This is a genomic window from Streptomyces sp. NPDC085927 (genome assembly GCF_044540975.1).
Classification (GTDB): domain Bacteria; phylum Actinomycetota; class Actinomycetes; order Streptomycetales; family Streptomycetaceae; genus Streptomyces; species Streptomyces hirsutus.
The window spans coordinates 45,677-71,318 of the sequence record NZ_JBITSN010000023.1 but is presented as its reverse complement, the minus strand read 5'-3'; the positions used below and the strand labels follow the sequence as shown (position 1 = coordinate 71,318).

Below are 25,642 nucleotides of genomic sequence, written 5' to 3'. Positions count from 1 at the left end.
CGATCACCCAACACGCGGGAGCGCACAGGTGAACACCCCCGTCTCCGAGACCCTCCGGCGCCTTGAGGCGCAGATCGAGGCGCAGGGCCTAGAGAGGCATACCATCCTGAACCCACAGATTTTGGCTGACAAGACGTCCCTTCCGGTAGATACGGTCCTCGCTCTGCTGCGGGGCGAGGAGGTACCGGAGCGGGAGTTCAATGAACGGGTCCTGGCGCGCATGAAGGCCTTCGTGGCGTACCACCTGGCCGAGACCCAGAAAACCGAGGCGCAGCTCATCGGGGAGGTCCAGGTAGCCCTCCACCCGATCTCCCGCCCTTGGGCCCGCAGCGTGATCCGCGGCGAGAAGGTGCCGAACTCGAAAACCCTCCATGAGCTGGCTGTTTACTTCGAACTGGACGGCCAGGAAACCTACTTCACCAGCCTCGCGGTCGACGCTCTGAACCGAGCGCTCCAACGCATCCTTCTTCGGTACGAGCCCCCCGAGCGCGACCCGATCGAAGCCCTCATGGACAGGTACGGGGTGAAGGCCGCCGACATGCGAACGCACGGCGCCCCCGGAGGCATCTCCAGCAAGGAGCAGCTTGCCGTCCTCCTGGAAGGTGTCTTCAAATCAGTCATTCCGCCGAAAAGGGGCCAGGACTGATGAGCAGTAAGACCATGAAGGCGCTGCTCGCCGACTTGGGCAGGGACGTGGCGAAGCGCATCCAGGTGCCGGCCGCCGCAGAGGTCGTGATGGAGGAGTTCTGCCATGCGATGAGCAAGCGTAAAAACAGGCCGGTCGTTCTGCTTTTCAGGGACTTCCCTCCCGAGGTGCCGGTCTCAGGATTACGCTTGGTAACGGATGACCGGAGCTTGATCGTGATCGCCGCTGGCATGGCCCCACAGGCGCAGCTTGTCATCCTCGGGCACGAGCTGTACCACGAGGAGTTCGACCACTGCAGTCACGCGATGCCCGGGCTGAGCGCTGCGGCTCGCACGGTCACCCCCAATACCTCGAGCGACACGATCCGGCGGGCTGCGGAACTGGTCCTCGAATCAGAACGAGTGCCCTTGGACGCGCTCCTCGCCGTTGCAGCCCGCTTCGAATCCGCGCACACCGACGAAATCGATGCCGAGACCTTCGGGCTCTGGTTCGGCAGCGAGGTCCGCACCTGGGTAGCCGGGCGGCACGCACAACCCCGAGCCACCGCCGCCACCGTCGAGGGCCGTCTCACCCTGTCGCTGTCGCACCGAGGCGGACGCGTCCTCTGATGGCCGATCTCAACATTCCCTACATCGTCCCCACCGCCGCCCTCGTCGTCGCACTGGCGCTGAGAGGTCCGATGCTGTGGCGCGCCGGCCGCCGCGACCCCGACGTCCGCGCAACCGCCCTCCTCCTGTTATGGGCTGCGGCCGTCCTCGTTGTCATCACGCCGATCAACATTCACCGGCTGAACGTCTGGACCGGTATCCCGAACATCGCAGCCCCCTGGGCATACAGCTTCCTCACCGCGTTCTGCGCCACCAGCCTGACCATGATCATGCGCTGGCGGGAACCACCCTCCGACCGACGCCGCCGCCGCATGATCGCCATTTACTGGATCTATGCGGGCATCATCGCCGCCTTATGGATAACGTTCCTCCTGGCCGACGTCCCCGAACCCCGCATCTACGACCTCGACACCTACTACGCGACCACGCCCTGGATGCGGGAACACATCCTGCTGTACGTCGTTGCCCACGCGGTGTCGTCGCTGGTCTCGGCGAGCATGTTGTGGAAGTGGTACCCCGAAATCACCAAGGGCTGGATCAAGAGCGGCGTCGTCTGTCTGCAGATGGGGTACGCCTCCGGCCTCGTCTTCGACGTCGCCAAGCTGATCGCAGTCGGCGCCCGCTGGGGCGGGCACGATCTGGACTCGCTGAGCACAAAGGTGGCGCCGCCATTCGCCCTACTCAAGGCCGCCCTCGTAGCGCTCGGCTTCATCATCCCGCAGGCCGGTCCCGCCATTCAGACCCGCATCCGCAACGGTCGCGACTACCGGCGCCTGCGTGCCCTGTGGCGGACCGTCCGCGTCACCAACGCGGCGGCAGCCACCGCCCGCTTCGGCGTGCTCACACCGGTGGACCTGAAATTGATGCAGCGCGAACAGCGCATCCACGATGCCCTACGCGTTCTCGCCCCCTACTTCGATCACACCGCCTACCAGCGGCACTACGCAGAAGCCGCCGCCGAACACGGAGAGAACCAGGCCCGTGGAATCGCCGGCGCCGTCGCCATCCACAAAGCCGTCGACGCCTATACCGCCAATGCACCGCTCAGCACACAAGACCAGCCTCCGCTGATCGGCCCCGAGGTCACCGAGCACCTGGACGCCATTGGCAAAGCCCTGCACCGCCCCCGTCTCCTCGACCGCGTACGCCAGCGGACGACCAGCACAGAGAGCATGACCGTCCATGTCTGACAGAGCCACCACCGGCCGGCCCACCGCCATCGTCATCGGCGCCAGCGCCTCCGGACTCCTGGCAGCGGCCGCACTCGCCGAGTTCGCCGACGTCACGATAATCGAGCGCGACTCCCTGCCCGACGGCCCCAAGCCACGCCGCGGAATACCCCAGGCCCATCACGCCCACCTGGTGTGGACGGGAGGAGTAAAAGCACTCGAGGAACTGCTGCCCGGCGTCATCGAAGAGACCGTCGCCCGCGGAGCGCGTCTCATCCGCATCATGGGCGACATGGTCTCCCGCGCCCCCAACGAAGTGTGGTTCCGGCGTTTCGAGAACGTCCCGCACCGCAACCTGGTGTGCTCCCGTTTTCTCCTCGACCACGTCCTGAGCGCCCACGTCCTCGACGACCCACGCATCGCACTCCACGAGAACACCACCGCGCTCGGCTTGGAGGGCTCGTCGACGATCGTCACGGGCGTCCGCGTGCAGAGCGGCGACACCGCTGAGACTCTGAACGCCAACCTGGTCATCGACGCTTCCGGCCGCGGCACCAGCGCACCCCAGTGGCTCCAGAGCATGGGTCTGCCCGAGGTCGAAACGCGTGAAGTCAACGCCGGCGTCGTCTACGCCACCCGCCTTTACAAGGCGCCCGGCAGCACCGCCGGCATCGGCTTTCCACTCGTCAATGTGCAGGCCAACCCCGCCAACCCGCCCGGCCAGGGCGGAATCATCCTGCCAATCGAGGGCGACCGCTGGATCGTCACCCTGTGCGGCACCCGCGGCGGCGAGCCCACCGCCGACAATGAAGCCTTCATCGACTTCGCCCTCAAACTCGGCGATCCCGTCATCGGGGAACTACTCAAGGACGCGGAACCGATCGGTGACGTCAGGACCTCGCGCAGCACGGCCAACATCCGCCGCTACTACGAGAAAATGAACCGCTGGCCCGACGGGTTCGTCGCCCTCGGCGACGCCATCGCCGGCTACAATCCCGTGTACGGCCACGGCCTGTCCGTCGCCGCCCAGTGCGCGCTTGCTGTCCGGGACGTACTACGCACCAGCCCCCTCACTGCACCCGGCACCGCCCAGCACATGCAGCGCGCGGCGGCCCGTCCCGTCGGCGCCGCATGGGACCTGGCAGTTGGCCAGGACGCCCTCTACCCTGGCGCCTCCAACATTCCGCCCACTGTCGTGGAAAAGCTCCTAGCCCGCTACGTCGACCGCTGCGTGGAGACCGGCGCCACCAACCCCCGCGCCCTCGGCGCCCTCCTCGACGTCATGAGCCTGCTCGAGCCCCCCACCCGCCTGTTCTCCCCGGACATGCTCCGGCCCATGCTGTTCGGCCCGAAGAAGAAGCTCCTACCAGGCGCCCCGCTTCGAGAGCAAGAACGCAAGGCGGCACTGAACTAAGGTCCGTCTTCAAACGGATCTTGCCCAGAGCGGGAACGATGCGAGTGTGACCGCCGCTTCGTAGGAGGTGGCGGTCTTTCGTATCGGGTGGCGATGCCGCGAAACCCTTGAGTCAGTTGAAGCAGCGTTCGACGGTGTTGCGGCGGCGGTAGGTCTGTCGGTCGAACCGAGGTGGCCGACTGCCGTGACGGTGCCGGTGTCGCTGCTGGTCGCTCTTCTCGGGAATCATGTGTGTGATCCCGCGTCGTCGCAGGTAGCCGCGGAATCCACGAGAGCTATAGGTCTTGTCCGCGATCACACGGTCGGGCCGGCAGCGTGGCCGACCGGGTCCGGCGTGGCGGGATCACCAACAGGTGATCAACGGGGTGTTGCGGCAGTTGGGACGGATGTTCCGTGGCGTGACCTGCCGGAACGCTTCGGGCCGTGGCAGACGGTCTATGAGCAGTTCGCCAGGTGGGAGGCGGACGGGACGTGGGCTTGTCTGCTCGAGGAGGTCAGGTTCGGGACGACTCGGTTGGGGCGGTGGAGTGGACTGTGTCGGTCGACTCCACGATCAACCGTGCTCGCCAGCACGCCGTGATGTGAGGTGACACATTTCTGCGGCTCCAGCCACGTCACGTCACCTCGAGGACAGGCGCGGGGCGCGTCGTGCAGCGGTGCCGAAGTGGCGGGCCGACTCGGCATCGAGGTACTCCTGGCACGCCTGGAGGAACGGCAGTGTCAGCGCGCTGGTGGCGCCTTCGGCCGGGCCGGGGGCCGCGTCAACGTCCAGGCCGTGGACGAGCCGCGTGCACTGGTCGACGAGCTGCTGCGCAGCGATCTGGACCTCCTGGCCACCCCCTAGCATCACGACACCCAGTTGCCGCTCTAGAATCCGCAGGTACCTGCCCGCCTGGTCCCGCTGCTCGGGCCGGGCCGCGGTGGGCAGGGCGGGCCACAGGCCGACGATAGTGGCGATCCGGGCCGCGATAATGCCGAACTCCGCGTACGCCTCTCGGCGCTGCCGGTGTGCCCTGTGCCACGCCTCCCGGCTCGGGGTGCTCTGCGCGCGGACCATGACCACACCGGCATGGACCGTGAAGGCAGTCACTGCTCCGCCTGCGGTGGTGATGGCGAGCGCGGCCAGGAAAGCAGTAGGGGCGTCCATGCTCCGCATTCTGCCGTCCGGGTGAGGTGACGCGGAAGGCTCCAGGGAAACGCGTCACCTCACCTTGAGGTCAGGCTGTGCGCCGGTCGGCGAGGGCCCGCTCGAGGGCGTTGAGCATCCTCACGAGGTCGTAGACCTTTACGTAGGAGACCCCGAACGTGGCGGTGCCGTCGTTGTTGACGTCGAACTCGTACTCCGCGTAAGTCTGCTTGTCCTCATAGGAGTACCAGTCGTGCGCTACTTCGGCGAACCCGCCGGGCCCTCGTCGAACCAGTCAGCTGACCAGCGCTCCGTCATGGCCACGCCCACGGCCGTCTTAGAAGACATCTCATTTGGTGAGTCTGCGGTAGCAGATCAGGGTGCAGGCGATGCTGGTGAAGGCCAGGAAGTGCTCGGCCTTGCGTTCGTAGCGGCGGTGGAGGCGGCGGCAGCCGGCCAGCCAGGACATGGTCCGTTCGATGGTCCACCGGTGGCGCCCGAGCCGCTGCGAGGTCTCGATGCCCTTGCGGGCGATGCGGTGCCGGATGCCCCGGCGGGAGAGCCATTGCCGCAGGTGGCGGTAGTCGTAGCCCTTGTCGGCGTGGAGCTTGCCGGGCCTGCGGCGGCGTCGGCCGCGGCGGGAGCGGATCGGGGGTATGCCCTTCACCAGCGGGATCAAGGCCTGGCTGTCGTGGAGGTTGGCGCCGGAGATTCCGACGGAGATGGGCAGACCGGTCCGCTCGGTGATCAGATGGATCTTCGACCCGTACTTGCCCCGGTCGACAGGATTCAGACCCGTCAGATCCCCCTTTTCAGGGCCCGCATGTTCACCGAGTCGATCGCACAACGGGACCAGTCCAGCTCACCGCGGGAGCCGAGCTCGTCCAGGACCAGGCGGTGCAGCTTGGCCCACACCCGGGCCTTGGTCCACTCGGCAAACCGGCGATGAGCCGTCGCGCCGGACGGCCCGAACGACGCCGCGGGCACCTGCTGCCACGTCCAGCCCGACGTCGCCACGAAGACGATCGCGGCCAGCACCTCACGGTCACTGTGCCGACGCCGTCCGCCGCCCTGGGGCCGCGAGGGCGCCTCCGGCACTACGCGCTGGAACAGCTCCCACAACTCATCCGGTACCAGCCGCTCGACAATCCCCACCATGGTCGGCAGCCTACCGAACCAAATGAGATGACTTCTTAACCAGGAACTGTCCGCAGCGTGAGCGCCCGTCGAACGCGGCGTCGCGAACCTGAAGTCCTAGAGGTTGTCCCGTAACTGCTGGTCAGGGGTGAGATGATCTTGTCGTGGCTGGTGTGATCACGGCGTCGGAGCCCTCCTGGATAGGCCCGTTCACCGGGCTGAGCCCGCGGCAGTTCAACAAGCTGATCACCGCGCTGCGGCGTGAGGGAGCCGATCCGGTCCGCAAGGGCCGGCCGTGGTCGCTGCCGCTTCAGGACCGGGTGCTGCTGGTGGCCGCGTACTGGCGCACCAACCTCACCCTGCGCCAGCTCGCCCCGCTGTTCGGCGTCTCCAAGTCGGCGGCCGACCGGATCGTCGGCCACCTCGGACCGGCTCTCGCACTCCAGCCCCGACGCCGGTTCCGCAAGGACACCGTGCTCATCGTGGACGGCACGCTGGTCCCCACCCGGGACCGGGCCGTGGCCGCCTCCAGCAAGAACTACCGCTACTCCACCAACCACCAGGTCGTCATCGACGCCGACACCCGCCTCGTCGTCGCCGTCGGCAGGCCGCTGCCCGGCAACCGCAACGACTGCCGGGCCTGGCAGGACTCCGGCGCGAAAGCCGCTGTCGGTATCACCCCCGCGGTGATCGCCGACGGTGGCTACCGGGGCACCGGCCTGACCATTCCGCACTACCGCCGGTACAAGGACGAGGAACTGCCCTTCTGGAAGGAGGAGCACAACGCCTCCCACCGCAAGGTCCGCGCCCGCGTCGAGCACACCTTCGCCCGCATGAAGAGCTGGAAGATCCTGCACGACTGCCGCCTCAGAGGCGATGGCGTCCACCACGCCATGCTCGGCATCGCCCGCCTGCACAACCTCACCCTCACCGGATGACAGGGAAACGAGCAGGTCATCCGGCATGCCCCAGAGCATTTACGGGACAACCTCTAGTGACCTGAGTCGGAGATTCGTCGTTGGTTCGGTATGAGTCGTCCGGGTCCGAAGATTCCGCCGTTGTCGGTGACCGATGCTCAGCGGGCCGTGTTGGAGGGCTGGGTGCGTCGCCGCTCGACGGCCCAGGCTCTGGCCTTGCGGTCGCGGATCGTGCTGGAGTGCGCCGAGGGGCACTCCAGCATGGAGGTGTCGCGCCGGCTTCGGGTCAGCCCGGACACGGTCCGCACCTGGCGGCGGCGCTTCCTCGAGCGGGGTTTGGACGGCTTGTCCGACGAGCCGCGGCCTGGCGTCCCGCGGAAGATCACCGACGCGGACGTCGAGCGCGTCATCGTCAAGACGCTGGAGGAGAAGCCGAAGAACGCCACCCACTGGTCGACGAGGTCGATGGCGGCCGCCACCGGCATGTCCCAGTCCGCGATCTCGCGGATCTGGCGGGCGTTCGCCCTGGCCCCGCACCGGACGCAGACGTTCAAACTGTCCACGGACCCGTTATTCATCGACAAGGTCCGCGACGTGGTGGGCCTCTACCTGGACCCGCCGGAGAAGGCCCTGGTGCTGTGCGTGGACGAGAAGTCCCAGATCCAGGCTCTGGACCGGTCCCAGCCCGTGCTGCCAATGATGCCTGGAGTTCCCGAACGCCGCAGTCACGACTACGTCCGCGCCGGCACCACCACCCTGTTCGCCGCACTGGAGGTCGCCACCGGCAAGGTGATCGGCTCCCTGCACCGGCGGCACCGGGCCGTGGAGTTCAAGAAGTTCCTGGCCAAGCTGGACAAGGAGGTGCCCGCCGAGCTCGAGGTGCATCTCATCCTGGACAACTACGTCACCCACAAGACGCCCGCCGTCAAGAAGTGGCTGCTGGCCCATCCCCGTTTCCACCTGCACTTCACGCCGACGAGTTCGTCCTGGCTGAACCTGGTGGAGCGGTGGTTCGCCGAGCTGACCCAGAAGAAGCTCAAGCGCGGTGTTCACCGGTCCGTCCAGGCCCTCGAACGCGACATCCGGTCCTGGCTCGCCGACTGGAACGAAAACCCCAGACCCTTCGTCTGGACGAAGACCGCCGACGAGATCCTCGACAAAGTCGCCGCCTACTGCCGACGAATCTCCGACTCAGGACACTAGCGAACCTTCCGCAGGTCCCGATGCAGCCGCAACCGTATGACGTCAATCGCCAAGGTTATCCTCACCCTGGAGCGTCAACGCTGAAGAAGCTCAATAGGACCGCATCCGCGTCACGATTCATGCACGCGACTCCCAGCGGGAGAATGCTTAACAGCGAGGAGTGAGAGTGCCATCCATATGAGAGCTTGAAATAAGTGCAGTAGATATTCGCCTGCTGCGGCGTTGCCGGTCCATCCCGACTGAATCAGACCAATGATGGGCGTGAGCGGCAACCAGCGACAGGCGGCCTGCACTGTTTCGGGAAAGCTTTCAATAGGAACGAGCATACCTGAACCCATGACCCTCGCGTGAGCGGCCTCGTTGAGCTATGTCCGCAGCGGCCTCAAAATCCCACCCTGCTCGCCCTATCGCATATTTACTCATCCGCTTCACAGTGTCATTCGGGCCATTTTGTTGCCGGAATCTGGCCAGATCGCACAAAGAGGGATGAGAGCGGTCTCAAGTGCACTGGATAGAGTTGCCTTACATTCGAACTTATGATCTCATGGTGGGGCTTAGCTTGCCGTCGGCTAGTCTTGAATTTGATTCAACAGCGGTCTAGTACACAGTTCACACAGGGGGCTTGGTGCGCGGTTCGGAAGTTCATTATTCTTGGCAGTCGAAGGTCAGCATAATAGAAGAGCTTTCCTCTCGAGAGAGAGACGTATTTCTCCTGCTGGGCTCCGGCTATTCGAATCGAAAGATCGCCGCAGAATTAGATATCTCCGAGTATACCATTAAGGCTCACATGGCAAATATTTTCAAAAAATTACAAGTTGAGTCAAGGCTGCAGGCAGGATTGATATCCCTGGTCCACCAGAACGTAACCGCCGGATGTGTAAAATGCAGAACACCTCGGTGAGCCCAGGCTCCCCCGCTGGCGGTCGGGACTTGTCTGCTGCTTCCGTCGTCGGGGTGGGCCTAATCGGAGTTAGCCTGACTACCCTCTATCTTTTCAAACCCGCTTTCGCCGTGTTATCGGCGGCATTTATCGTTCTTGCCGTCAATGAGATTTCTCAAGCATTGATGGCGCGAAGCATAGGCGTCTGCCGAGTGCCGGTCCTCGCGGGTTCAATCTTCATGCTGGCATTCGCATTTGTCATGGGGGTGGAGGCTCTTCTCATCAGCTTCTCCCTGACCTGCCTGGCGCTGCTGGCGTGGCGGATGTACCAGCCAGTCTCAGGTTATGTCAAAGATGCATCCGCATCGATCATGGTTTTGGCATGGGTCTCCCTCTTCGGGAGCTTTAGCATGCTCTTACTCCGCTCGTCGGACGGCGCCGACCACGTGACCACTTGGATCGCGTTGACCGTAGCTAGCGATATCGGCGGCTATCTCGCGGGCACCCTTTTCGGCACTCATCGCATGGCCCCTGAGATCAGCCCAAAAAAGACCTGGGAAGGATTTTCCGGATCCGTGGTGGGTTGCATCGCAGTAGGCATTCTCTGTTCCTGCTATCTGCTGGACCTTGTCTGGTGGCAGGGCGTGTCTCTGGGCGCCACCGCAGTGGTCGCCGCCACTTTCGGCGATCTCATTGCTTCGGTGGTCAAGCGTGATCTTGGCCTTAAAGACATGGGTTCGCTCCTACCGGGCCATGGCGGTGTCATGGATCGACTGGACTCGCTTCTCGCCACCGCGGCGCCGGTCTGGATACTGCTCACGCTGTTCTCAGTGTAGGTTCCGCGCAGGGTTACCTGGGTCGACGCCGGCCTCGACCAGGTGATCCGTCAGCGATGTCCCTATCGGACAGCCGGTCCTCGCGGAGTGCATCAGAGCTTCGGCCAGCACGCTCGACCGGTGCTGGCCGAAGCTCAGGCCATGTCGGCCAGGCCTGGGGTCGCTCGGCTCCCAGGCCATGGCTACCCCAGCGGTGAGTTCCGAGGCATAAACCGAAGTGGTGGCTCCCACTCCGGGGAGCCCAGATACGGCATCAGCTATATCGAACGCTGCCGCTTCATAGGTGGACTCTAGATAGATAACAAGGGCGTCCCTTCTCGGATACGACGGCAGATCAGAAAGAATCTTCGCGCGAAAGGCCGCACCGACATCTTCGAGACGTCTAAGCGCAGCCGCCCAGACATCCGGTGCCTGCTCGTGTTCTGTGATGTTGGTGTACACACGCACAATGCTGGAATCGGGGTCGAGGTGCCGCTTGCCTTGAACGAGAAAAAACCCGGGAGACACCGCTGGGCGGCACGGGCTCGCACTCAAAGAGACTATCTGCCCGATGGAACGGATATTCGTTTCATGTAGCGCCTCGATTGGTGTCCAGATCCTCAAGCCATCGCGGTCAAGAAGGACTTCACGCAGACCATCCGAGTTAGCGCGCGGCATGCGCATCACTCGTCCAGTCACTTCGATATTCTCGTGCGGAACCGCCTTTCGCAATCTCATCTCGAAATCGATATCGCGATGCAAGCTTCGGGTCAGCTGGCGGTTGATTATCTTGCCAACCTCCCTGCCGACGTGAAACCGCTCGTACAGGGCGCCCGCTATAACCTTTTGCAACTCGCGGGGCGAATCCTCAGAAAAATCCATGCCGGCGACGTCCGCCGAGAGCCGATCCGGCGAGATAGTTACCGACTTCGCGACCTGCAGCATGTCTGCTGGCTTCATTGGTGCTTCATCAGGCATTTGACCCGTCTCCCAATCCCAGTACTGAAATGAACCGCTCCGGTGTGAGCAGAGCGGTGCGGCCAACGCCGGCGGCTGCACGGTCAGGCCCGAGCAAGCGGACCTGACCCGACGCACTGGCGATCAGCCTGTCGAGTAGGTGCCATCCCGCAAATGCTGTCGCCCGATGAGCCAGGTCGGCATCGATATTCTGGCGTGTCTCTCGATAGCCATACCAGAACTGCTGGATTTTCGGCTGAAGTCTGGACAGTTTGGTCACTCCACGCTGAATGATCATTTCGGCGGTGAGCTCGACTTCCTCGATCTCAGAGTCCCCGCGCGTCGTGGCGATGTCCATGATAGAGCGGTAGAGCCATTCGCCTGCGAAGCTGCCGACATCACGTGCGGGGTCGGCAACTCGGAACTCTTCCCAATCTGCGATCCATAGCCGTTCATCGGTGAGCAGCACCTGGTCGAGACGGAAGTCGCAGTGTGCTGGAACCTTGGGTGCCTTGAACTCCTGGTCGAGAAGCGTGGCGATCCCCTCGATGAGCCGTGCATCCCCCTGCATCAGCCGCCACGCTTCGAGCTCTGCGTTGCTCGACGCCTCAAACATCGCCGCAGGAAGCCCTTCGAGCAGCTCAAGGGAAGGGAGTAAAGGGCCTGCGGAATCTTCAGCCCCATGAACGGTCATCCCGTGCAGCTCTCCGATGGCTCTCCCTATTTCGCGGGCAGTGGAGTCGGGAAAAGCATCCTTCGCCATGAGCTCAGCTCCGGAGCGGCTACCCTGCACGTACTCAAAAATCAGTGTTCTTGACCGCTCGTCCGCAGCAAGCAGCCGGGGCGTCGAGACACTCTTCGCAGGTCCAGCAGCAGCGAACTTGGCATGGGCAACACAGCGGTTGTATCTCCTTTGCACATCCACGGAGTCGCCGACAAGTCGCTTAACGAAGACATTGGAGCCCTCGGAGGTAGCGCCGGACCACATGTGATTTCGTCCATGGTGCGTCTGCCGAACTTCTCCAACAAAAGAGCCGAAGCCCGTAGACAGCATGACGGCCTCGATGTCGGCAGTGTCATTCATGAGTTGTACACCTCAGTTCATCTATTGATCGTCCCAAGAGTTCATGAAATGCAGAGGTCACATCGCCAATGCCAACGCCAGTGATCGCTTCAGGCAGGTGCCACATGTCCTCGGGGGCGCGGCCCATGGCGATTGTTCGGATAAGCCGGTCGGCTAGCGTGGACTGCGAATCGAAGATAGAGAGGAGTTGGCCGCGGACCAAGGTGGCTGCTGTGTTGATCTCCTCCTGCTCAAGAATGCCCGTCTGAGTGTTTCTGATTTCCTCCATGACCTGGTGAAGACCCTCATTCGCGCTGTCAGGGGAAGTGACCGCTCGGACGACGAACTCAGGGGCTCCGCGAAGCGCATCGCGAGCTGCGTCGAGTCGGTACACCTGCGTGGCGGTCCTGCGGAATCTGCGGCCCAGCCGAGATTCCTCGTGCCCGCCGATGATTGCCGTCGCCACCGTGCGGGCGGCCTCAGATACGCACGAACCCGGCGGAGCCTCAGCGGTCCGCAGGGCGACGTTGCCGCCGGTGACGTCCACGGCGAACACTCCTGGAGGCCCGACAGCCGAAGGTGCTTTCGGTCGCCGAGGGGAGCCTTCGAACGCTGAGGCGGCGTCTGCGACGGCTTTGTCCAGGTCCACTGAACCGACGATGACGAGCACGCTGTCAGGGACGAGGCCCGCGCCGAGGACACCGCTCAATGTTCTGAGCAGCCGGCCATTCCAATGCGCCAGCGCGCTCGCCTGAACGTCCAGCCAGTACCCACTGATGATCGCCTGCGGCGAGAGGTAACCTTGGCTCCCTGAGGCGCTGAAGCGCTGGATGACTGCTGGTGTGACCCCGTGGTTGGGCGTCCGGAGGCGCACCTCTACAAGAGGGACCCGGTCGTCGGTGACCACGACGACTCGGATGCCGCTGTCCAGATCTACGTCGCGAAACTCAGGTCGCTCGACGTTCATGACCGGACCACAACCACGGACGGACGCTGTTCCAAAAGCCGGGCGGCGGCACTCGCCGGGTCGGAGCGCAGGATTAAATCGGGGAGCGAGAGGCTTGGCCTTGGGTCGCCGAACAAGAGAGCGTTCCGCCCTAGACTCCGCGCCCTCGCCAGGGGCTCATGGGAACGTCTGTAGAAGTCGATGACCAAAGCCCCCGCCGCACGCTTGGAGAGAGCCGAATTCGGTGCGGCCGCGATGCGCTTGAGCCGGTCCCCTAGGCTCACCGGGAGCAGGGCTGGGTCGAACTTCTCCGGCAACCTGGCCACGACCTGTAGGACATCAGGACTCAGAGCGTCCATGGGCTGGAAGAAACCGCAGCGGGCAGTGACCGGCAGTGGAGCATCAGCATCCGAGGGAACTCCCGTGTCCGCCAGGATCTGCGCGACCACCATGTGAGCAACGTACTCGGTGAGACCCAGTTCCGGGCCTGGTAAGCGGAACCCGACCGCCACAACGGAAGCCGATCCCGCTGCTCCACGTACCTCGATTTCTCGAGAAGGTCCCGACGCCGTCTCCAGCGGGCCGGCGGGGCACATCGGGGGACTTGACGGGATGTCGCCGAAGTAGCCCTTGACCAGTCTCGTTACATGATCCGAGTCGAATCTCCCAGTAACAGTCAACACCGCATTAGCCGGAACGTAGTGGTCCAATGCAAAGCGCCGGCAAGTTACAAGGGAAGTGTTGCGAAGTGCCGTCAGTTCGCCGTAGCCATCGTGCGCGTTAGCGAAATCGTCAAACATAGCTTGCCCGAGCAGGGGCCAAGAGGCACACGCGGTGGCGTCGGCGCGAGCAGTCGCGATCTCTTGCTCGACGAAATTCAGCTGCGCAGCCAGGCTTTCGGCGTTCAGGGTGGGAGCGCGCATTCGGTCGGCCTCGGCGAACAAGGCAGATTCGAGCCGATCTGCCGTAACCACTTGGAAATACTCTGTGTAGTCCTGATGAGTAGTGGCGTTGGCCCACCCGCCAGATTCCAGGACCTCTCTGAAATAAGACCCGCCCGGAAAGTTTTCACTGCCACAAAACATCAAGTGCTCGAATAGGTGGGCGAGGCCTTCCTGCCCTGGTTGCTCCGATCTGAAGCCGACGCCATAATGCACCGCCACGGCTACGCGAGGCGTCTGCTGATCAGGAACAAGAAGGGCACGCAACCCGTTGGGGAGAGTAAAATCCTGGATCACTTTCCCTGCCGCCGCTTTTCCAGACGGGCGAATACCTCAGGGAGGGGCGCTGGCCCCCACCCGTCGTTACGTCCGGTGCTTACGCTGATCCCCCTGACCGGCGGGATTACGTCTATGTTTTTACGCGCTGTCAACAGCTCCAAATGTTGCATGTACACCGGGCTGGTAATAGCGCCTGGAGGCACGGACATGGCGAGCGAGATCGGGCTCGATGTACAGTGCGCAGCGAGCAACGATGGCGTATCGGCCATTCCGGTCGCCAGTCGCGCCAAGTAGTGCATCGTGGCTGGGTAGACCACGACCGCATCCGCCCATCCGGCCCATTCAACGTGTCGGGCCACTCCCTCATGTTCGGGCCACTCGTCGACCAGAGCCGAGCTGCCAGCGGAGGCGCTCAGCGCGGTCCGTGTTACGAACCTCTGGGCACTGTGCGTCAGGACAATTCTGTATTCGAGGTCCGGGTAGCATGCCCGGATCCAGGTGACCCAACCTGCAGTTTCGGAAGCGTTGACCGCACCGGTTACGACGACTAGCAGTCGTGAGAAGCCGAACGCAGGATGCGGAGGTAGAGGTGGCGTTTCATCGGTCATGAAGAGACTCCTGCCCCAGGGAGTCCTCGATTGCGCACTGGATAGCGGCGAGCTCACTGAACGCCGCCTTTTCTCCTTCCAGGGCGCACACTCCGGTTAAGTTGAGCACCACCTCGTCCACGCCGGCAGCCCGATAGGCGTCCAGGCCCTTGACTACGTCCTCGGGTGTACCGGAGATGAAGCCATCAGCCGCGACAAGGCTCCGAGCAGTTACCTCGGGCTGATCGGAATCGACCTTCAGTCCGGCTTTTGTCAGCATGTCGAGATAGTGCGGTGCCTGGAGATGGAACCTGGACCCGGCCAAGACGACGGAGGCGGCGTCTCGACCGTTCTTGGTCAAGGACACTGGGACCACAGCGGCAATCCGCGGCACGGCGCGTCCAGCGGTAGCCGCCGCTTCACGCATGGCCGGGAGGATCCGATCCTGGAGGTATTTGGGAGGAGTCAGCCAGGTGATCGCCACGTCGGCAAGCTCACCGACGAGTCGCGCCATCCCAGGTCTAAGCACTCCGAGCCCCAGCTCGATGTCGAGCGAGCCGATGGCCGGGCCTGGGAGTGGTGGAAGCATCGCGTCCTTGGCGGTGAAATAGGTCCCCGCTTCCGACGCCATCTCTCCGTCAAGCAGTGAACGCACCAGGGTCAAGTACTCTCGTACAGCTGCCAGTGGGCTCGCGTACGGGCGTCCCAGAAGCGTCTCTTGAAGAAGGCGCGCGCCCGGGCCGAAGCCCGCAACCACTGGCTTCCCAGTCGTCAACGCCAGGGAACGCGCTTCGATCGCTGCCTCGAAGGGGTGCCGGAAGGGCATGACCGAGACGCATGTCCCGACGGGAATATTGAAACCCTGTCCAGCCGCATATGCGAACAGCTGGTGTGGTTCGATCGACATGGCTTGGCCTTGCCAGAGCCGCATCAGGCTGGTGCGATCGACCAGAGCTGCGTATGGGATGGCCTGTTGAGGGAGAACGCCCATGAAGGGCAGCATCACGGAGTACTTCATTGCTCTTCCAGACTCGGTTGGAGCGCGGCTGGACCCCATTTGAGCCAGGAGCCCAGCCGCGAGAGGCTACTAGCAGCCCTTGACCACGGTCGTGGAGACGCTGACGGAGACGAGGAACGAGACGCAACCCCACGCACTCGCAGGAGCGTCGCCGGCGGCGACCTCGCTCAGGTCACCCGGGGCGGCGTAGGTGTCGAAGCCGGCGACGAGCTCCTGGATGGCTTCCTTCTTGTCCATTTCTACTCTCTCTTCCTTATGGCTGAGATGGAAATAGAGAATGCATGCACTCATTCTCTACAAGCGCCTCAGTTCATAAATTCTAGGATCGATCTGCTACGGGTGGCAGGCCCCTCCCAGGTGAGACGCAGACCGGCCCTGGACGCGAGTTCTTTGATAGCGTCTACGCTCCTTGAGGGAACCGTGACCGCAGCGGCCATCCGTAGATCGGCCGCAGCCTTGTGCTCGGGATCAGGTAGATCCAAATCCATGTCGACTTCCGCGACCAGAACTCGTCCCGTCGAGCCCGCTACCTTCGCGCACTGCCTAAGAATTAGGACTGCATCGCCATCATCCCAGTCAGACAGGATCGCGGAAAGGAGGTATACGTCTCCTCCTGCAGGGAGTGCAGTGAGCATGTCCGCTACCACCGCATCGCATCGATCGGAGAGACCTGCCCTTTCGATCTGACGTTGGGCAATCTTCACGAAATTTGGAAGATCCACCACGGTGCCCTGCAGATGCGAGTGCTTTTGTAGGAGGCTAATGAGAATACTGCCGGCATTTCCTCCGACGTCGACGACGTGGCCGATACCGCTCCAGTCATACGAATCCGTAACGAGATGTGCGTCCCAGGCGAATCCTGATCCCTTTATTCCTGCCGGATCCAGGGATTCCAGATAGAGGGGGTCACCGTTGAGATCTTCCCAATAGCTTTTGCCAAACAGGTTGGAATAGGCGGTCTCTCCGGTTCGGACGGTGTGCAGCAGATTCGCTATCGCGAGCTCGCCTCGCCCCATCATGCCCTCTAGATCAAGTGCACGAGCGATCGGAGCGGGCGCATCCCAGGCGAGAAGCTCTCCGCGCTCGGTGAGACTGTAACCGTCGGCGGTCCCCTTGAACACTCCCAGTGTTATAAGGAATCGCATCAGTTTTTCCAGGCTGCCTGAATGCGTCCCGGTGCGTGCGGACAACTCGTCCGCTGTGCTGACGCCGTTAGCCACGTGGTCGGCCAGTCTGAGAGTTGCCGCGACACGAATAGCCATCGGGCGCAGGAGATCCGCATCCTCAAGCAGTTCGATAACGCCATCTGCCGGATCACGCTCTAACGCTGCACTCATAGCCTTCGCAGCCTCCCTTTCAATCCGTGTAAGAAGAATGAACGGGGAGGAGGGCCGTGCGCAATCACCAAAAAGTGCAATACCTCATCGGCTCGCCACCTGTGTAGGGTGCCCGTAACGCCAGAGCTTTGGAGGCCCGGGTGCGGGAGATCCGCGAACTATTGGCTTACTCCCGTGCACAGCGACGCTCGCTCATCGTCGGCGGTCTGCTCAGTGCCATGGGCGCGCTGGCCAGCCTTCTGCAACCTCTGGTTGCCAAGGACTTCGTCGAGGCTCTTGGCGCAGAGGGTTCAGTCTTCGCACCGAGCCTATGGCTGGGCGTCCTGATTGTCGGCGGAGCCGTTGCTGCCGCCTTGGGGACCTATGTGATCGAGCGAAGCGCCGAGGGCGTGGTCCTTGGCGCCCGCCGGCACCTGCTCGCCCGCCTGATCAGCCTGCGCGTCAGCGCGGCCGAGCGGTTCAAGCCAGGAGATCTCTTGTCTCGGGCGACTGCAGACACGACTCTTCTCCGTCAAGCAGCGACAGGAAATCTCGTCGATGTGGCGACGGGACTCTGCTCCCTAATCGGTATGACGTTCTTCATGTACAAGTTGGACGGCGTGCTCTTCGCCGTGGTTAGCGGAATCTTGATCGTTGTGGGCAGCGCCACGGTAACCGTCATGCCCCGGATCGGTATGGCTGGCCAGAAGGTGCAAATCGCCCTGGCAGAACTTGCATCGGGCCTCGAACGGTCGCTGGGCGCGCTCCGCACGATCAAGGCAAGCGGAGCCGAGGAACGGGAGATCTCCGCCCTGAATGATGCTGCTGAAAGGGCATATCAGCACGGGGTCCGTGCGGCAGGCTGGGGGGCGCTGGCCGGGGTGTCAACAAGTCTCATCATTCAGATGTCCTTCCTCGCAGTGCTGGGAGTCGGAGGTGCAAGGGTCGAAAGCGGCGCCCTCCCCCTGTCCTCGCTCATCGCCTTCTTGCTCTACCTGTTCTATCTCACCGGCCCCATCGGACTACTCGTGAACGGAGCGAGCGGCTTGCAGGCCGGTCTGGCGGCGGTGCGGCGAATAGGTGAGATATCCGATCTGGAATGCGAACCGGTGCTGGCAGCGCCCCGGGCTGAACAGGTCCTGAAATCCCCCCTCGCCTTCGAGGAGGTCACCTTCAGCTACCACTCGAACGAGCCGGCGGCCCTGTCCGATGTGAGCTTCGAGCTGCCAGCCGGCGGATTGACCGCAATCGTCGGCCCGTCCGGAGCGGGTAAGTCCACTATCTTCTCTCTGTTGGAGCGCTTCTACGACCCGCAAAACGGCAAGGTGACGTTGGATGGCCGGAACATACGAGAGATATCGCTGCAACAACTCCGATCTACCATCGGATATGTGGAGCAGGATGCTCCGGTTCTTGATGGAACCTTGAGGGAGAACCTGCTCTTGTCGGCGCCCTGGGCGACGGAAGCCGAACTCGCCAGTATCATCTCTGCCACTCGACTTGAGGCACTCATCAAACGGTTACCCTCTGGTCTGGACTCTCCCGTGGGGCATCGCGGGGCCGCCTTGTCCGGAGGGGAACGCCAGCGTGTCGCCATCGCCAGGACGCTCCTGAGACGCCCTACTGTCCTTCTACTGGATGAAGTCACCTCGCAGCTCGATTCTGTAAACGAGCTCCAGATCAGAGAGGCGGTCGCCGACATCTCACGTGAAACCACGGTCCTGGTCATCGCACACCGCCTCTCCACAGTCACTACCGCTGACCGAATTCTGGTCATGGACAAGGGAAGGATCTGCGCTCGAGGCACTCACCAGGAACTGATCGCGATCGAAGGCATTTATCAAGATCTCGCAACCAAGCAATTGCTGGGCGATTCGGTGCGGCCAAGGGTACCGTCCTGAATAAGGGCTGTCCTGTAACTGCAGATCATCTCCGACAGAAGACTGTCTGTGGTGTCACAGGGCGGTGCGGGCTGCCGAAGTCCTGGTCGGTGAACGTCCCGATCAGAGGCTTCGCAGTGACAGGAGCGGCCTGGGGTTCTCCGCACACGGGGCCGTGCTCACTGTCGGGAGTGACCCAGACGCCGGTCCACCGCGGGTGGCGGTCGGTGATGGGTTGCCCGCAATCCGCGCAGAGCACGACAGGGACACCGTGCTTGCGCAGTAGGCCAACAAGTCCGGTCCGCTGGAGTTCGGGGATGTGGTCGTAGTAGTCGAGCCAGCCGGACATGGTCTGGGAGGTGTTCCACGCGGCGGTATCGCGGGTGTCCTCCCAAGTGGTGTCCGGGCCGACCGGGTGGAGAAGACGCCACCCGAACACCGGCATGCCCGGCCCGTGCGGTTCTGGCTCCTCACGGAAGGACTGCAGAACAGCAGCGGTGTAGTCGGGGCGAACCTTGCGGATCTCAGCCTCCAGGACCGGCCGGACCACCGCATGAAGGTCATCCAGGGCGGCGAGCACTCCGTCCTCCAGCAACTCCCGCCCCTGCTCCCCGGCCTGGTGCCAGGCGCATAGCAGGATCTCCTCAAGAGGGCCACCGGCGAAGACAGCCTGTTCGACGGCGGTGGTGCCGTCGTCGGCCAGGAGGACACGGTGGCGCATCGTCGACCCGTCGATGCTGCCCGTCCACTCCACGGGCTCGCCGGCCTGCACGGCCCTGGTCGAAGCCAGGTCCGCGCTCGCCTCCCTGCGGGGGGAGATCGCAGACCTGCGCGCCGCCGTGGAAGAGCTGCGGCCCCAGCCCGACACCGCCGCCGAGACCGCGGCCGCCGAGGTGAGCGCAGAGCACAGCACCCTGCTCAAGACGGCGGCCCGCGTCTCCTCCGCCAGCCTGCTGTGCCACCGCGACATCTGGGAGTTCATCACCGCCCACGCCGGACGGCACCCGCACTTCCGAGTGCCGCCGCAGGTCGCCGCGAGGGAGACGAGCGGATCCGCGCCGCTCTGTCCGGTCGTTCCCTGATTGCCCTGCTGATCAGCCTGCACTCCATTAAGCACACCGCCAGCGACGACGACGGCGACTAAGAACTCGCCGCCACCCTGTATGAGCGGATCGAAGAGAGCCTGACCGACCTCACCTCCAGCGGTACGCCGGTCACCATCACCCTCGACGACCGCACCACCCCCACCTCGGACATCCCCTCCGTCGAAAGCCGTACCGAGGGCGACGGCGAGCCGGAGAACACTGGTACCTTGCCGACCTCCACGGAGCAGAGCACAAACCCCGACGAGGAGACCGGCCCCACCACCGCGTGAAGGGCCCCGGCACGGCGCCCGGCATCAGTCGGTTGCCGGGTGTCGTGCCGGGAGGATCATTCGTAGACGTGCACGGCGCCGCTACGGTGGATCTCCACTCTTCGTTGGTGATCTCTCCGGTGATGACGGAGTGGATGCGGACCCGGGATTCGTCCGTTCCACGTGGTTCTCGTGGCTGTTCACCACCGGGCAGGGCGTCGCCTACAGCGCCCCGCGCGGCGACGCGAACGTCTTTGTGCTGATCTTCGGCTGGGGCGCGTTCATCTACGCCGGGATGGTCGCCCTGTACCTCCTCGCCTGCGCCCTGTGGTCCATCGACGACGAGACCGGCGAGGCTGTCCCCGGCGAGAGAACCTCTCTACGCGAACCGAAGGCCGACACCTGAGCTCAGCTCAGTCCACGGCCCGACGATCGTCGTCCAGGTGACCCATGGCGTAGCCACGCTCGTCAGGATGACGGGCCAGACGGGCCATCACCCACGCAGTTCGGGCATCCATCCCCTCACCGAAGTCAGCGGCCAGGCGGCGTGCCTGCCACGTCGTACGCGGGGCGAGGACCCACCGCGCGAGCGAGAAGCGGACGCGGCCGGTGCCAGCTGTCCTCCGAGCTGCCCCGTCAGGGAGGTCCTCGGAGGCGGCGCCGGGGAGGTTCAGGTCGGTCACGATCGCGAGTGTGGCGACGGCCACGATGCCATGTCGGCGACCGGGCCGGAGATCACCGGAACAGGCGACGTTGCACTGCTTGGGTTGACGACCGAGAGGCGCGGCAGCATACGCCTCTCACTCGAACGGGCTACTGCTGCAACCGCGTCCCCTCGCCACGATCTCTCAAGCACCGCAGCCAGGTCGGAACCGCGAGGGGTGAGGCTTCGGGCCTCTTGTCGGACTCCGGTGCGTGACTGACCATGCGTAGCAGACGGTTGACCGGACCGTGACGAGGTGGGGGCCATGTCGACGGGAACAAGCGGGGATTACTGGAAAGACAAAGCGCTGCCCAGCGTCTTCAAGCATGACCTGCTGAAGCGCTATCTGCCGCAGTTCGGCGGCATGCTGAGCGGCCAGTCGCACGACAAGCGGGTGGTCTACCTGGACGGGTACGCGGGCGAGGGCCGTTACGAGAACGGCGAGCCCGCCTCCGCGGAGATCGCGCTCAGGGTCGCCTCCCACTTCCGTGCCCAGCGTGGGGTGACGGTGGAGGGCTTCTTCACCGAGGCACAAGCCAGGTCGTTCGAGCGGCTGCAGGAGGTCGTGGAGGGCTACCGCCGCCGCGGTGTGCTTGCGCACGCCCACCGCGGTGAGGTCGATGGTGTCCTCGACAGCGTTATCCAGCGTGCCTCGGGCACGCCGCTGTTCCTCTTCCTGGATCCGTGCGGGCTGGTGTTGCCCCAGGACCGGCTCGTGGATGTGCTGGCCAGGCAGCGGCCGCGCAGGAAGCCGGCGACCGAGCTGCTGATGAACTTCAGCATGATGGCGGTGTGGCGGCTGGGCGGCCATGTCCGTTCGCCCAAGGGCAACGAGACCTCGCTGCGGCGCTTCGACGAGGTCTGCGGGGGCGCCTGGTGGCGCGAGTACTTCGCCGAGGCGGCGGCCCCCGGCGCGCAGGCCGGCGCCGCGGAGGACGCCATCGAAGCGGTGGCAGCCGAGTACGCCCGCCGCCTGGCCCGCCGCACCGGCATGTTCGTGCAGTCGGTGCCGGTCTCGCACGCGCCGCACAAGCGCGCCGTCTACCGGCTGGTGTTCGCCACCCGCAGCCAGTACGGGCTGTGGGTGTTCGGCGACACCGTGGCCCGGGCCCGCGCGGAATGGTGGAAGACCCTGGAACTGCAGGAGACCCGGGACGACCCCGACGCCTTGTTCTCCACCGTCTCCGTCCTGCGGCCCGACCCCGCGACCGTGGAGAAGGAAGCCGTGCCGGTCATGGCCGCCAACCTGGAGGAACTGCTGAGCGCCGGACGTCCGGTCCGGCTGGTCGACCACACCCTGACTGTCTTCGGGGACTACTTCGGGCAGGTCACCGATCCGGCCGCCCGCAAAGCCGTCAAGTACCTCCACAGCCAGGGCAAGACACCCACCACGGGCATCGGCGGCGAAAAGACCCGCGCACTGGTCGTGCATCCTGCACGACCGTGAACGCGCCGCCCGCAGCCCGCGGTGCTACACCGCCGCGGGCTGCGGCATCTCGTCCCAGGTACGGCCGTCCAGCTCGCGGCCGCCGGCCTTCGGCGTGCGGCCGCCCCACTGTTTGAAGAAGAAGGCCACACCGGCTTGCTGGCAGACGTCCCGGATCTGCGCGACCCAGGCCTCGTCCAGCGGCCGGTGCCCCCGCCCGGACTCGCCGCCTGCGATCACCCAGTCGATTCCGGACAGCTCGAGCCCGTCCAGCGGCCCCAGCAGCGGCTCGCACGACAGGAACCGCACCGCCGCCGGCACCTGCCGCAGGTCGTCCACACGCGGCAGCTCCTTGGCGCTCTCCACCGACACGCCCATCCACAGGTTGTCCGGCCACTCCAGACGGCCGGCGACCTGCCGCAGGCGCCGTGCCCGCTTGGTCAGCACCTGGTAGGTGTGCTGCGGGGTGTCGGCCATCACCTCGAAGACCCGGCGCACGTAGTCCAGCGGAACCCGGGCGTGGAAGAGGTCGCTCATCGAGTTCACGAACACCGTGCGCGGGCTCTTCCACCCGTAGGGCACCCGCAGGGCGTCCGGGTGGAGCGTCAGCCCGAACCCAGGGCCGGAAGTCCGTGGGTCACCGTCGGCCTGATACTTCGGCGAGCCCATCGCCTTCAGGCGTTTCGCCAGCGCCAGCGCGTAGCAGTTGTCGCAGCCCTCCGAGACACGGTCACATCCCGTGGTCGGATTCCACGTCGCTTCGGTCCACTCGATCGCACTACGGTCGCTCACTGGTCCCCTCCTGCTGTGTGCTGCCCAACGATGCCTGCCACCATCGCGTTGCGGAAAGCGATGACCGGGACTGCCGAGGTTCGTAACCGATCCTGAACATTCACAATATCGAGCACACGTTCATGTCGTAGGTGCCGCTGCGCCGACCGTCGAGCCGCACGGTGCAGCCGCTTAGGCCTCCTGGAGTCGGCCCTCACCGGACAACAGCCGTTGAGGCGCAGCTGCTTTCCAGGCCACGAGTTCCTGCCGGGCTTCGCGCAGCGCCAGGACCCGGGGGCCTCCGCCTGCCGACGTCTGGTGCGGGCCGCCTCGATCGGAGCCAGCTGCTCGCCTGGCACGTCGGTCTCTGGGAAGGCGCGGGCGCTGAGCGCGCGCATCGCGGCAGCCTGCCGCTCCACCGCGTCCGCGATGGCGTCTCCACCCGACGCGGTGATATGGCCGCACACCGCCTCCTCGGTGCCCGAACTCATCCCACGCCGTTGACCCGCCGCGCTCTCGCATGGCTCAGATCAGCGCATGAAGGCGAGGCGACTTTATGGATCGCGCCCCGCTTGGGCCCGAGTGCGCCGTACGGTCGCTTCTACGGATGGCGACCAGGCAGTGACGCCGGGTCAGGTGTGGAGGGGATCCGAGGATGGTCAACGCCCGTACGTACCCGCTGTGGCGGGATCTCGCGATGAGCAAGGACCTCCCCGAGGAAGCACTCAAGACGGTGATCGGGGCCTTGTGTGCCCCGGCGGCGGCGCCAGATGGCTTTGACGCCCAGGCCGACCGGTGGCGGGAGGAAGCACTCAAGGCCGCGCTGCCCGCGCTGCTGGCGCGGACCTCTGCCAAGCGGCTGCGCGGCCAGCTCCTGGTGCACGTCGACGAGAAGATGCTGGCCGCCCTGGCGGCCGACGGCACCGTGACCGCCGCCGACGTGCCCGCCATCCTGCGGCACCGCCGGGCCTGGGCCGGGCTGATCTCCGCGCTGGCATGGCACCCCGGCCAGGTCGAGGCGGCAATCGCGCTCCTGCCCCGCCTCCCCGACCACGAGGTAGAGCAGGTCATCCGGAACTGGGACCCCGACCGCTACACCCGCACCAAGGGCGCCGCGCCGGCCCCGCCCGTGCCGCCAGAACTGTTCGACGCCGTCCTGGAAGCCTGCCTCACCCCGCTCGCCGCGTACCTGCTCCACCCGGAACCCGAAGAGGGCTGGGAAGCCGCGTCCGCGTATCCGAAGGACTGGTCGCTGGAACTGGGCGGCCGCGCCAGCTGGGCGATGCTGGCCCGGTGCCCCGGGCGGTGGGCGCAGCTCACCGCCCACCCCGTGCTCGGGGCGGCTGTCCAGCACCTGCTGCTGGACCAGGCCGAGACGCAGACCCTCGAGAAAGCCCGGCTCCGCGCCGCCGACCCGGATGGCAAGGAACTCCCCGCCGACCCGGCTCCCGCTCTCAGCGAGGAACTGCTGCTCGCCTGCCTTCCGGCCTTGTGCCTGCCCGAACTAGCCGACCTGCCCAACCCACAGGTGACTGCCCGCCGGACCCTGCACCACCTCGCAAACCGCGTCCACAACAACCCACACCTGGTCGACCTCGTCGCCGACCAGCTGCACGCGGCCGCCGACACTCTCGTCATCCGTGGCCAACTGCTCACCTGGGCCGACAAGCAGGAAGGCGACCACGAGTTCGACGGCCGCGTCCTCCGCCTCGCCGAGGACCTTGCCCTCCTCAGCGCCAACCCCGACCACCTCGCCGGAGCCTGCGCCCAGCTCGCCCGGCTCGATCAGCCGGCCGTCGTCTCCCCCACGCCGAGCCGAGCCTTGATCCGCATCATCGACAACGCAGATCCCGACCACGACCGCCCGGCCCGGCTCCTGGAACGCCACTACGAGCACCGCCGCGTCCAGGCACTGTCCACCCTCGCCGCCAACCCGCACGCCCCGCATACCACCGTCGCAGACGTCCTGAACGGGCTGCACCCCGCCGAACTGGCCTGGATCGCCGAGAAGGCCGACGGCCCCGACTGGTTCCTGGCCGCGGCAGCCGCCGTCCCGGTACCCGAAGACGAGGACGACGGTGTGGTACGGCTGCTGGACGACGACGAACTCAGCAAGCACCCCGACCCCGCGGCCGTCCTGCAGTCCTGGCTCGACTCCCCCGCCACCGGTGAGATCCTCTCCCGCTCCGAGGTCTACCGCGCCATCGTGAAATCCCGCTACCGCACCCTGGAGCACCTGCGCCAGTTCCCCGCCGACGAGGTCCTCGCCCACCACGAACCCGAAGCCACCCTGAAGATCCTGCTGGACCACTGCGGGCGCAGCACGGGACGGTGGGAGGCCCTCGCCGCCGCGATGACCTTCGACTACGACGAAGAGAAGATCACCTTCGGTCAGCTCCTCGACTCCCTGGACGGCACACCCACCCGGGCGCGTAGACATCCTGAACGGGCTGCTCTTCTCGGCTGAGGCAACGGAAGGTTCGGGG

At 64.9% G+C, this 25,642-nt stretch carries 27 protein-coding genes and 2 pseudogenes; 15 read left to right on the top strand and 14 right to left on the bottom strand.

The features are described from left to right. Nucleotides 1–28 precede the first annotated feature (28 nt). The 4 genes from ACIF80_RS35065 to ACIF80_RS35050 are packed head-to-tail and all read left to right on the top strand — an operon-like array spanning nucleotide 29 to nucleotide 3,837. Nucleotides 29–646: a hypothetical protein gene (locus ACIF80_RS35065; RefSeq protein ID WP_399812405.1), complete on the top strand. Its 618-nt coding sequence runs from the start codon at nucleotides 29–31 to the stop codon at nucleotides 644–646. Then, a complete protein-coding gene (locus tag ACIF80_RS35060) occupies nucleotides 646–1,254 on the top strand; it encodes a toxin (protein ID WP_399812403.1) in 609 nt (202 codons plus the stop codon). Before ACIF80_RS35065 ends, ACIF80_RS35060 begins: the two co-directional genes overlap by 1 nt. Next, the gene (locus ACIF80_RS35055; RefSeq protein WP_399812401.1) at nucleotides 1,254–2,444 is read left to right on the top strand and encodes an MAB_1171c family putative transporter; all 1,191 of its coding nucleotides are present in this window, start codon (nucleotides 1,254–1,256) and stop codon (nucleotides 2,442–2,444) included. Before ACIF80_RS35060 ends, ACIF80_RS35055 begins: the two co-directional genes overlap by 1 nt. Then, on the top strand, nucleotides 2,437–3,837 hold the full coding sequence (locus ACIF80_RS35050; RefSeq protein ID WP_399812400.1) for an NAD(P)/FAD-dependent oxidoreductase: 1,401 nt from the start codon (nucleotides 2,437–2,439) through the stop codon (nucleotides 3,835–3,837). Before ACIF80_RS35055 ends, ACIF80_RS35050 begins: the two co-directional genes overlap by 8 nt. Before the next feature lie 112 nt (nucleotides 3,838–3,949). Here ACIF80_RS35050 and ACIF80_RS35045 read toward each other — a convergent pair whose 3' ends face one another. Beyond that, on the bottom strand, nucleotides 3,950–4,135 hold the full coding sequence (locus ACIF80_RS35045) for a hypothetical protein (RefSeq protein ID WP_399812397.1): 186 nt from the start codon (nucleotides 4,133–4,135) through the stop codon (nucleotides 3,950–3,952). A 16-nt stretch (nucleotides 4,136–4,151) separates the two neighbouring features. Here ACIF80_RS35045 and ACIF80_RS35040 point away from each other — a divergent pair. Next, nucleotides 4,152–4,413 (top strand): annotated as a pseudogene (locus ACIF80_RS35040) (transposase); the annotation flags it as partial. Nucleotides 4,414–4,456: 43 nt separating this feature from the next. Here the strand turns inward: ACIF80_RS35040 and ACIF80_RS35035 are convergent. Both ACIF80_RS35035 and ACIF80_RS35030 read right to left on the bottom strand, forming a co-directional pair. Beyond that, on the bottom strand, nucleotides 4,457–4,984 hold the full coding sequence (locus tag ACIF80_RS35035; protein ID WP_399812394.1) for a hypothetical protein: 528 nt from the start codon (nucleotides 4,982–4,984) through the stop codon (nucleotides 4,457–4,459). A gap of 328 nt (nucleotides 4,985–5,312) precedes the next feature. After that, nucleotides 5,313–6,121, bottom strand: a protein-coding gene (locus tag ACIF80_RS35030; protein WP_399812392.1) for an IS5 family transposase whose coding sequence is annotated in 2 segments (ribosomal slippage) — nucleotides 5,313–5,773 and nucleotides 5,773–6,121 — 810 coding nt in all. Because the reading frame shifts where the segments join, the coding sequence is not laid out codon by codon here. A gap of 143 nt (nucleotides 6,122–6,264) precedes the next feature. Here ACIF80_RS35030 and ACIF80_RS35025 point away from each other — a divergent pair. The 5 genes and pseudogenes from ACIF80_RS35025 (at nucleotide 6,265) to ACIF80_RS35005 (ending at nucleotide 9,936) form a co-directional block, all read left to right on the top strand. Continuing rightward, entirely contained in the window at nucleotides 6,265–7,038 is a 774-nt protein-coding gene (locus ACIF80_RS35025) for a transposase (RefSeq protein ID WP_399812389.1), read from the top strand. A 90-nt stretch (nucleotides 7,039–7,128) separates the two neighbouring features. Further along, nucleotides 7,129–8,220, top strand: a complete 1,092-nt coding sequence (locus ACIF80_RS35020; RefSeq protein WP_399812386.1) for an IS630 family transposase — start codon at nucleotides 7,129–7,131, stop codon at nucleotides 8,218–8,220. Next, a pseudogene (locus ACIF80_RS35015) lies at nucleotides 8,221–8,304 on the top strand (IS5/IS1182 family transposase); the annotation flags it as partial. A gap of 541 nt (nucleotides 8,305–8,845) precedes the next feature. Then, nucleotides 8,846–9,121, top strand: a complete 276-nt coding sequence (locus ACIF80_RS35010) for a response regulator transcription factor (protein ID WP_399812384.1) — start codon at nucleotides 8,846–8,848, stop codon at nucleotides 9,119–9,121. Then, on the top strand, nucleotides 9,103–9,936 hold the full coding sequence (locus ACIF80_RS35005) for a phosphatidate cytidylyltransferase (RefSeq protein WP_399812382.1): 834 nt from the start codon (nucleotides 9,103–9,105) through the stop codon (nucleotides 9,934–9,936). Before ACIF80_RS35010 ends, ACIF80_RS35005 begins: the two co-directional genes overlap by 19 nt. Here the strand turns inward: ACIF80_RS35005 and ACIF80_RS35000 are convergent. From ACIF80_RS35000 to ACIF80_RS34965, 8 genes are all read right to left on the bottom strand, one after another. Then, nucleotides 9,928–10,893, bottom strand: coding sequence for a T3SS effector HopA1 family protein (locus tag ACIF80_RS35000; protein ID WP_399812379.1), 966 nt, complete (start codon nucleotides 10,891–10,893; stop codon nucleotides 9,928–9,930). The genes ACIF80_RS35005 and ACIF80_RS35000 overlap by 9 nt on opposite strands. Then, on the bottom strand, nucleotides 10,886–11,956 hold the full coding sequence (gene lxmK / locus ACIF80_RS34995) for a class V lanthionine synthetase subunit LxmK (RefSeq protein WP_399812376.1): 1,071 nt from the start codon (nucleotides 11,954–11,956) through the stop codon (nucleotides 10,886–10,888). The genes ACIF80_RS35000 and lxmK overlap by 8 nt, the downstream gene beginning before the upstream one ends. Next, a complete protein-coding gene (locus tag ACIF80_RS34990; RefSeq protein ID WP_399812374.1) occupies nucleotides 11,949–12,902 on the bottom strand; it encodes an insulinase family protein in 954 nt (317 codons plus the stop codon). The genes lxmK and ACIF80_RS34990 overlap by 8 nt, the downstream gene beginning before the upstream one ends. Then, nucleotides 12,899–14,119: a M16 family metallopeptidase gene (locus ACIF80_RS34985; protein WP_399812372.1), complete on the bottom strand. Its 1,221-nt coding sequence runs from the start codon at nucleotides 14,117–14,119 to the stop codon at nucleotides 12,899–12,901. Before ACIF80_RS34985 ends, ACIF80_RS34990 begins: the two co-directional genes overlap by 4 nt. Further along, nucleotides 14,116–14,709, bottom strand: a complete 594-nt coding sequence (locus ACIF80_RS34980; RefSeq protein ID WP_399812369.1) for a flavoprotein — start codon at nucleotides 14,707–14,709, stop codon at nucleotides 14,116–14,118. Before ACIF80_RS34980 ends, ACIF80_RS34985 begins: the two co-directional genes overlap by 4 nt. After that, entirely contained in the window at nucleotides 14,699–15,706 is a 1,008-nt protein-coding gene (locus tag ACIF80_RS34975; protein WP_399812366.1) for an LLM class flavin-dependent oxidoreductase, read from the bottom strand. Before ACIF80_RS34975 ends, ACIF80_RS34980 begins: the two co-directional genes overlap by 11 nt. 69 nt (nucleotides 15,707–15,775) lie before the next feature. Beyond that, entirely contained in the window at nucleotides 15,776–15,943 is a 168-nt protein-coding gene (locus ACIF80_RS34970) for a hypothetical protein (RefSeq protein WP_399812364.1), read from the bottom strand. A gap of 68 nt (nucleotides 15,944–16,011) precedes the next feature. Further along, nucleotides 16,012–17,043, bottom strand: a complete 1,032-nt coding sequence (locus ACIF80_RS34965; protein WP_399812361.1) for a methyltransferase — start codon at nucleotides 17,041–17,043, stop codon at nucleotides 16,012–16,014. Nucleotides 17,044–17,183: 140 nt separating this feature from the next. Between ACIF80_RS34965 and ACIF80_RS34960 the strand changes: the two genes are divergently transcribed. Continuing rightward, a complete protein-coding gene (locus ACIF80_RS34960; protein WP_399812358.1) occupies nucleotides 17,184–18,923 on the top strand; it encodes an ABC transporter ATP-binding protein in 1,740 nt (579 codons plus the stop codon). Nucleotides 18,924–18,948: 25 nt separating this feature from the next. Here the strand turns inward: ACIF80_RS34960 and ACIF80_RS34955 are convergent, their stop codons facing one another. After that, the gene (locus ACIF80_RS34955) at nucleotides 18,949–19,623 is read right to left on the bottom strand and encodes a hypothetical protein (protein ID WP_399812355.1); all 675 of its coding nucleotides are present in this window, start codon (nucleotides 19,621–19,623) and stop codon (nucleotides 18,949–18,951) included. Between the two features lie 13 nt (nucleotides 19,624–19,636). Between ACIF80_RS34955 and ACIF80_RS34950 the strand changes: the two genes are divergently transcribed. Both ACIF80_RS34950 and ACIF80_RS34945 read left to right on the top strand, forming a co-directional pair. Then, nucleotides 19,637–19,984: a hypothetical protein gene (locus ACIF80_RS34950; protein WP_399812353.1), complete on the top strand. Its 348-nt coding sequence runs from the start codon at nucleotides 19,637–19,639 to the stop codon at nucleotides 19,982–19,984. A gap of 423 nt (nucleotides 19,985–20,407) precedes the next feature. Beyond that, nucleotides 20,408–20,662 (top strand): hypothetical protein, encoded by a 255-nt coding sequence (locus ACIF80_RS34945; protein WP_399812350.1) that lies wholly within the window; start codon nucleotides 20,408–20,410, stop codon nucleotides 20,660–20,662. 7 nt (nucleotides 20,663–20,669) lie between these two features. On the opposite strand, the gene ACIF80_RS34940 is transcribed toward ACIF80_RS34945, so the two are convergent. Continuing rightward, nucleotides 20,670–20,939: a hypothetical protein gene (locus ACIF80_RS34940; RefSeq protein WP_399812347.1), complete on the bottom strand. Its 270-nt coding sequence runs from the start codon at nucleotides 20,937–20,939 to the stop codon at nucleotides 20,670–20,672. 285 nt (nucleotides 20,940–21,224) lie between these two features. Here ACIF80_RS34940 and tcmP point away from each other — a divergent pair, with 285 nt between their 5' ends. Beyond that, the gene (gene tcmP / locus ACIF80_RS34935; RefSeq protein ID WP_399812345.1) at nucleotides 21,225–22,406 is read left to right on the top strand and encodes a three-Cys-motif partner protein TcmP; all 1,182 of its coding nucleotides are present in this window, start codon (nucleotides 21,225–21,227) and stop codon (nucleotides 22,404–22,406) included. A 24-nt stretch (nucleotides 22,407–22,430) separates the two neighbouring features. On the opposite strand, the gene ACIF80_RS34930 is transcribed toward tcmP, so the two are convergent. Next, a complete protein-coding gene (locus ACIF80_RS34930; RefSeq protein WP_399812342.1) occupies nucleotides 22,431–23,177 on the bottom strand; it encodes a DUF5131 family protein in 747 nt (248 codons plus the stop codon). A 634-nt stretch (nucleotides 23,178–23,811) separates the two neighbouring features. Here ACIF80_RS34930 and ACIF80_RS34925 point away from each other — a divergent pair. Continuing rightward, on the top strand, nucleotides 23,812–25,623 hold the full coding sequence (locus ACIF80_RS34925; protein WP_399812339.1) for a hypothetical protein: 1,812 nt from the start codon (nucleotides 23,812–23,814) through the stop codon (nucleotides 25,621–25,623). Nucleotides 25,624–25,642 lie beyond the last annotated feature (19 nt).

What these genes read in the sequence shown, in the direction of transcription:
- ACIF80_RS35060 (WP_399812403.1), top strand. Translation starts at nt 646, where the DNA reads ATGAGCAGTAAGACCATGAAGGCGCTGCTCGCCGACTTGGGCAGGGAC.
- ACIF80_RS35055 (WP_399812401.1), top strand. Translation starts at nt 1,254, where the DNA reads ATGGCCGATCTCAACATTCCCTACATCGTCCCCACCGCCGCCCTCGTC.
- ACIF80_RS35050 (WP_399812400.1), top strand. Translation starts at nt 2,437, where the DNA reads ATGTCTGACAGAGCCACCACCGGCCGGCCCACCGCCATCGTCATCGGC.
- ACIF80_RS35035 (WP_399812394.1), bottom strand. Translation starts at nt 4,984, where the DNA reads ATGGACGCCCCTACTGCTTTCCTGGCCGCGCTCGCCATCACCACCGCA.
- ACIF80_RS35020 (WP_399812386.1), top strand. Translation starts at nt 7,129, where the DNA reads ATGAGTCGTCCGGGTCCGAAGATTCCGCCGTTGTCGGTGACCGATGCT.
- ACIF80_RS35005 (WP_399812382.1), top strand. Translation starts at nt 9,103, where the DNA reads ATGCAGAACACCTCGGTGAGCCCAGGCTCCCCCGCTGGCGGTCGGGAC.
- ACIF80_RS35000 (WP_399812379.1), bottom strand. Translation starts at nt 10,893, where the DNA reads ATGCCTGATGAAGCACCAATGAAGCCAGCAGACATGCTGCAGGTCGCG.
- lxmK (WP_399812376.1), bottom strand. Translation starts at nt 11,956, where the DNA reads ATGAATGACACTGCCGACATCGAGGCCGTCATGCTGTCTACGGGCTTC.
- ACIF80_RS34990 (WP_399812374.1), bottom strand. Translation starts at nt 12,902, where the DNA reads ATGAACGTCGAGCGACCTGAGTTTCGCGACGTAGATCTGGACAGCGGC.
- ACIF80_RS34980 (WP_399812369.1), bottom strand. Translation starts at nt 14,709, where the DNA reads ATGACCGATGAAACGCCACCTCTACCTCCGCATCCTGCGTTCGGCTTC.
- ACIF80_RS34975 (WP_399812366.1), bottom strand. Translation starts at nt 15,706, where the DNA reads ATGAAGTACTCCGTGATGCTGCCCTTCATGGGCGTTCTCCCTCAACAG.
- ACIF80_RS34970 (WP_399812364.1), bottom strand. Translation starts at nt 15,943, where the DNA reads ATGGACAAGAAGGAAGCCATCCAGGAGCTCGTCGCCGGCTTCGACACC.
- ACIF80_RS34965 (WP_399812361.1), bottom strand. Translation starts at nt 17,043, where the DNA reads ATGAGTGCAGCGTTAGAGCGTGATCCGGCAGATGGCGTTATCGAACTG.
- ACIF80_RS34955 (WP_399812355.1), bottom strand. Translation starts at nt 19,623, where the DNA reads ATGCGCCACCGTGTCCTCCTGGCCGACGACGGCACCACCGCCGTCGAA.
- ACIF80_RS34950 (WP_399812353.1), top strand. Translation starts at nt 19,637, where the DNA reads ATGCTGCCCGTCCACTCCACGGGCTCGCCGGCCTGCACGGCCCTGGTC.
- tcmP (WP_399812345.1), top strand. Translation starts at nt 21,225, where the DNA reads ATGTCGACGGGAACAAGCGGGGATTACTGGAAAGACAAAGCGCTGCCC.
- ACIF80_RS34925 (WP_399812339.1), top strand. Translation starts at nt 23,812, where the DNA reads ATGGTCAACGCCCGTACGTACCCGCTGTGGCGGGATCTCGCGATGAGC.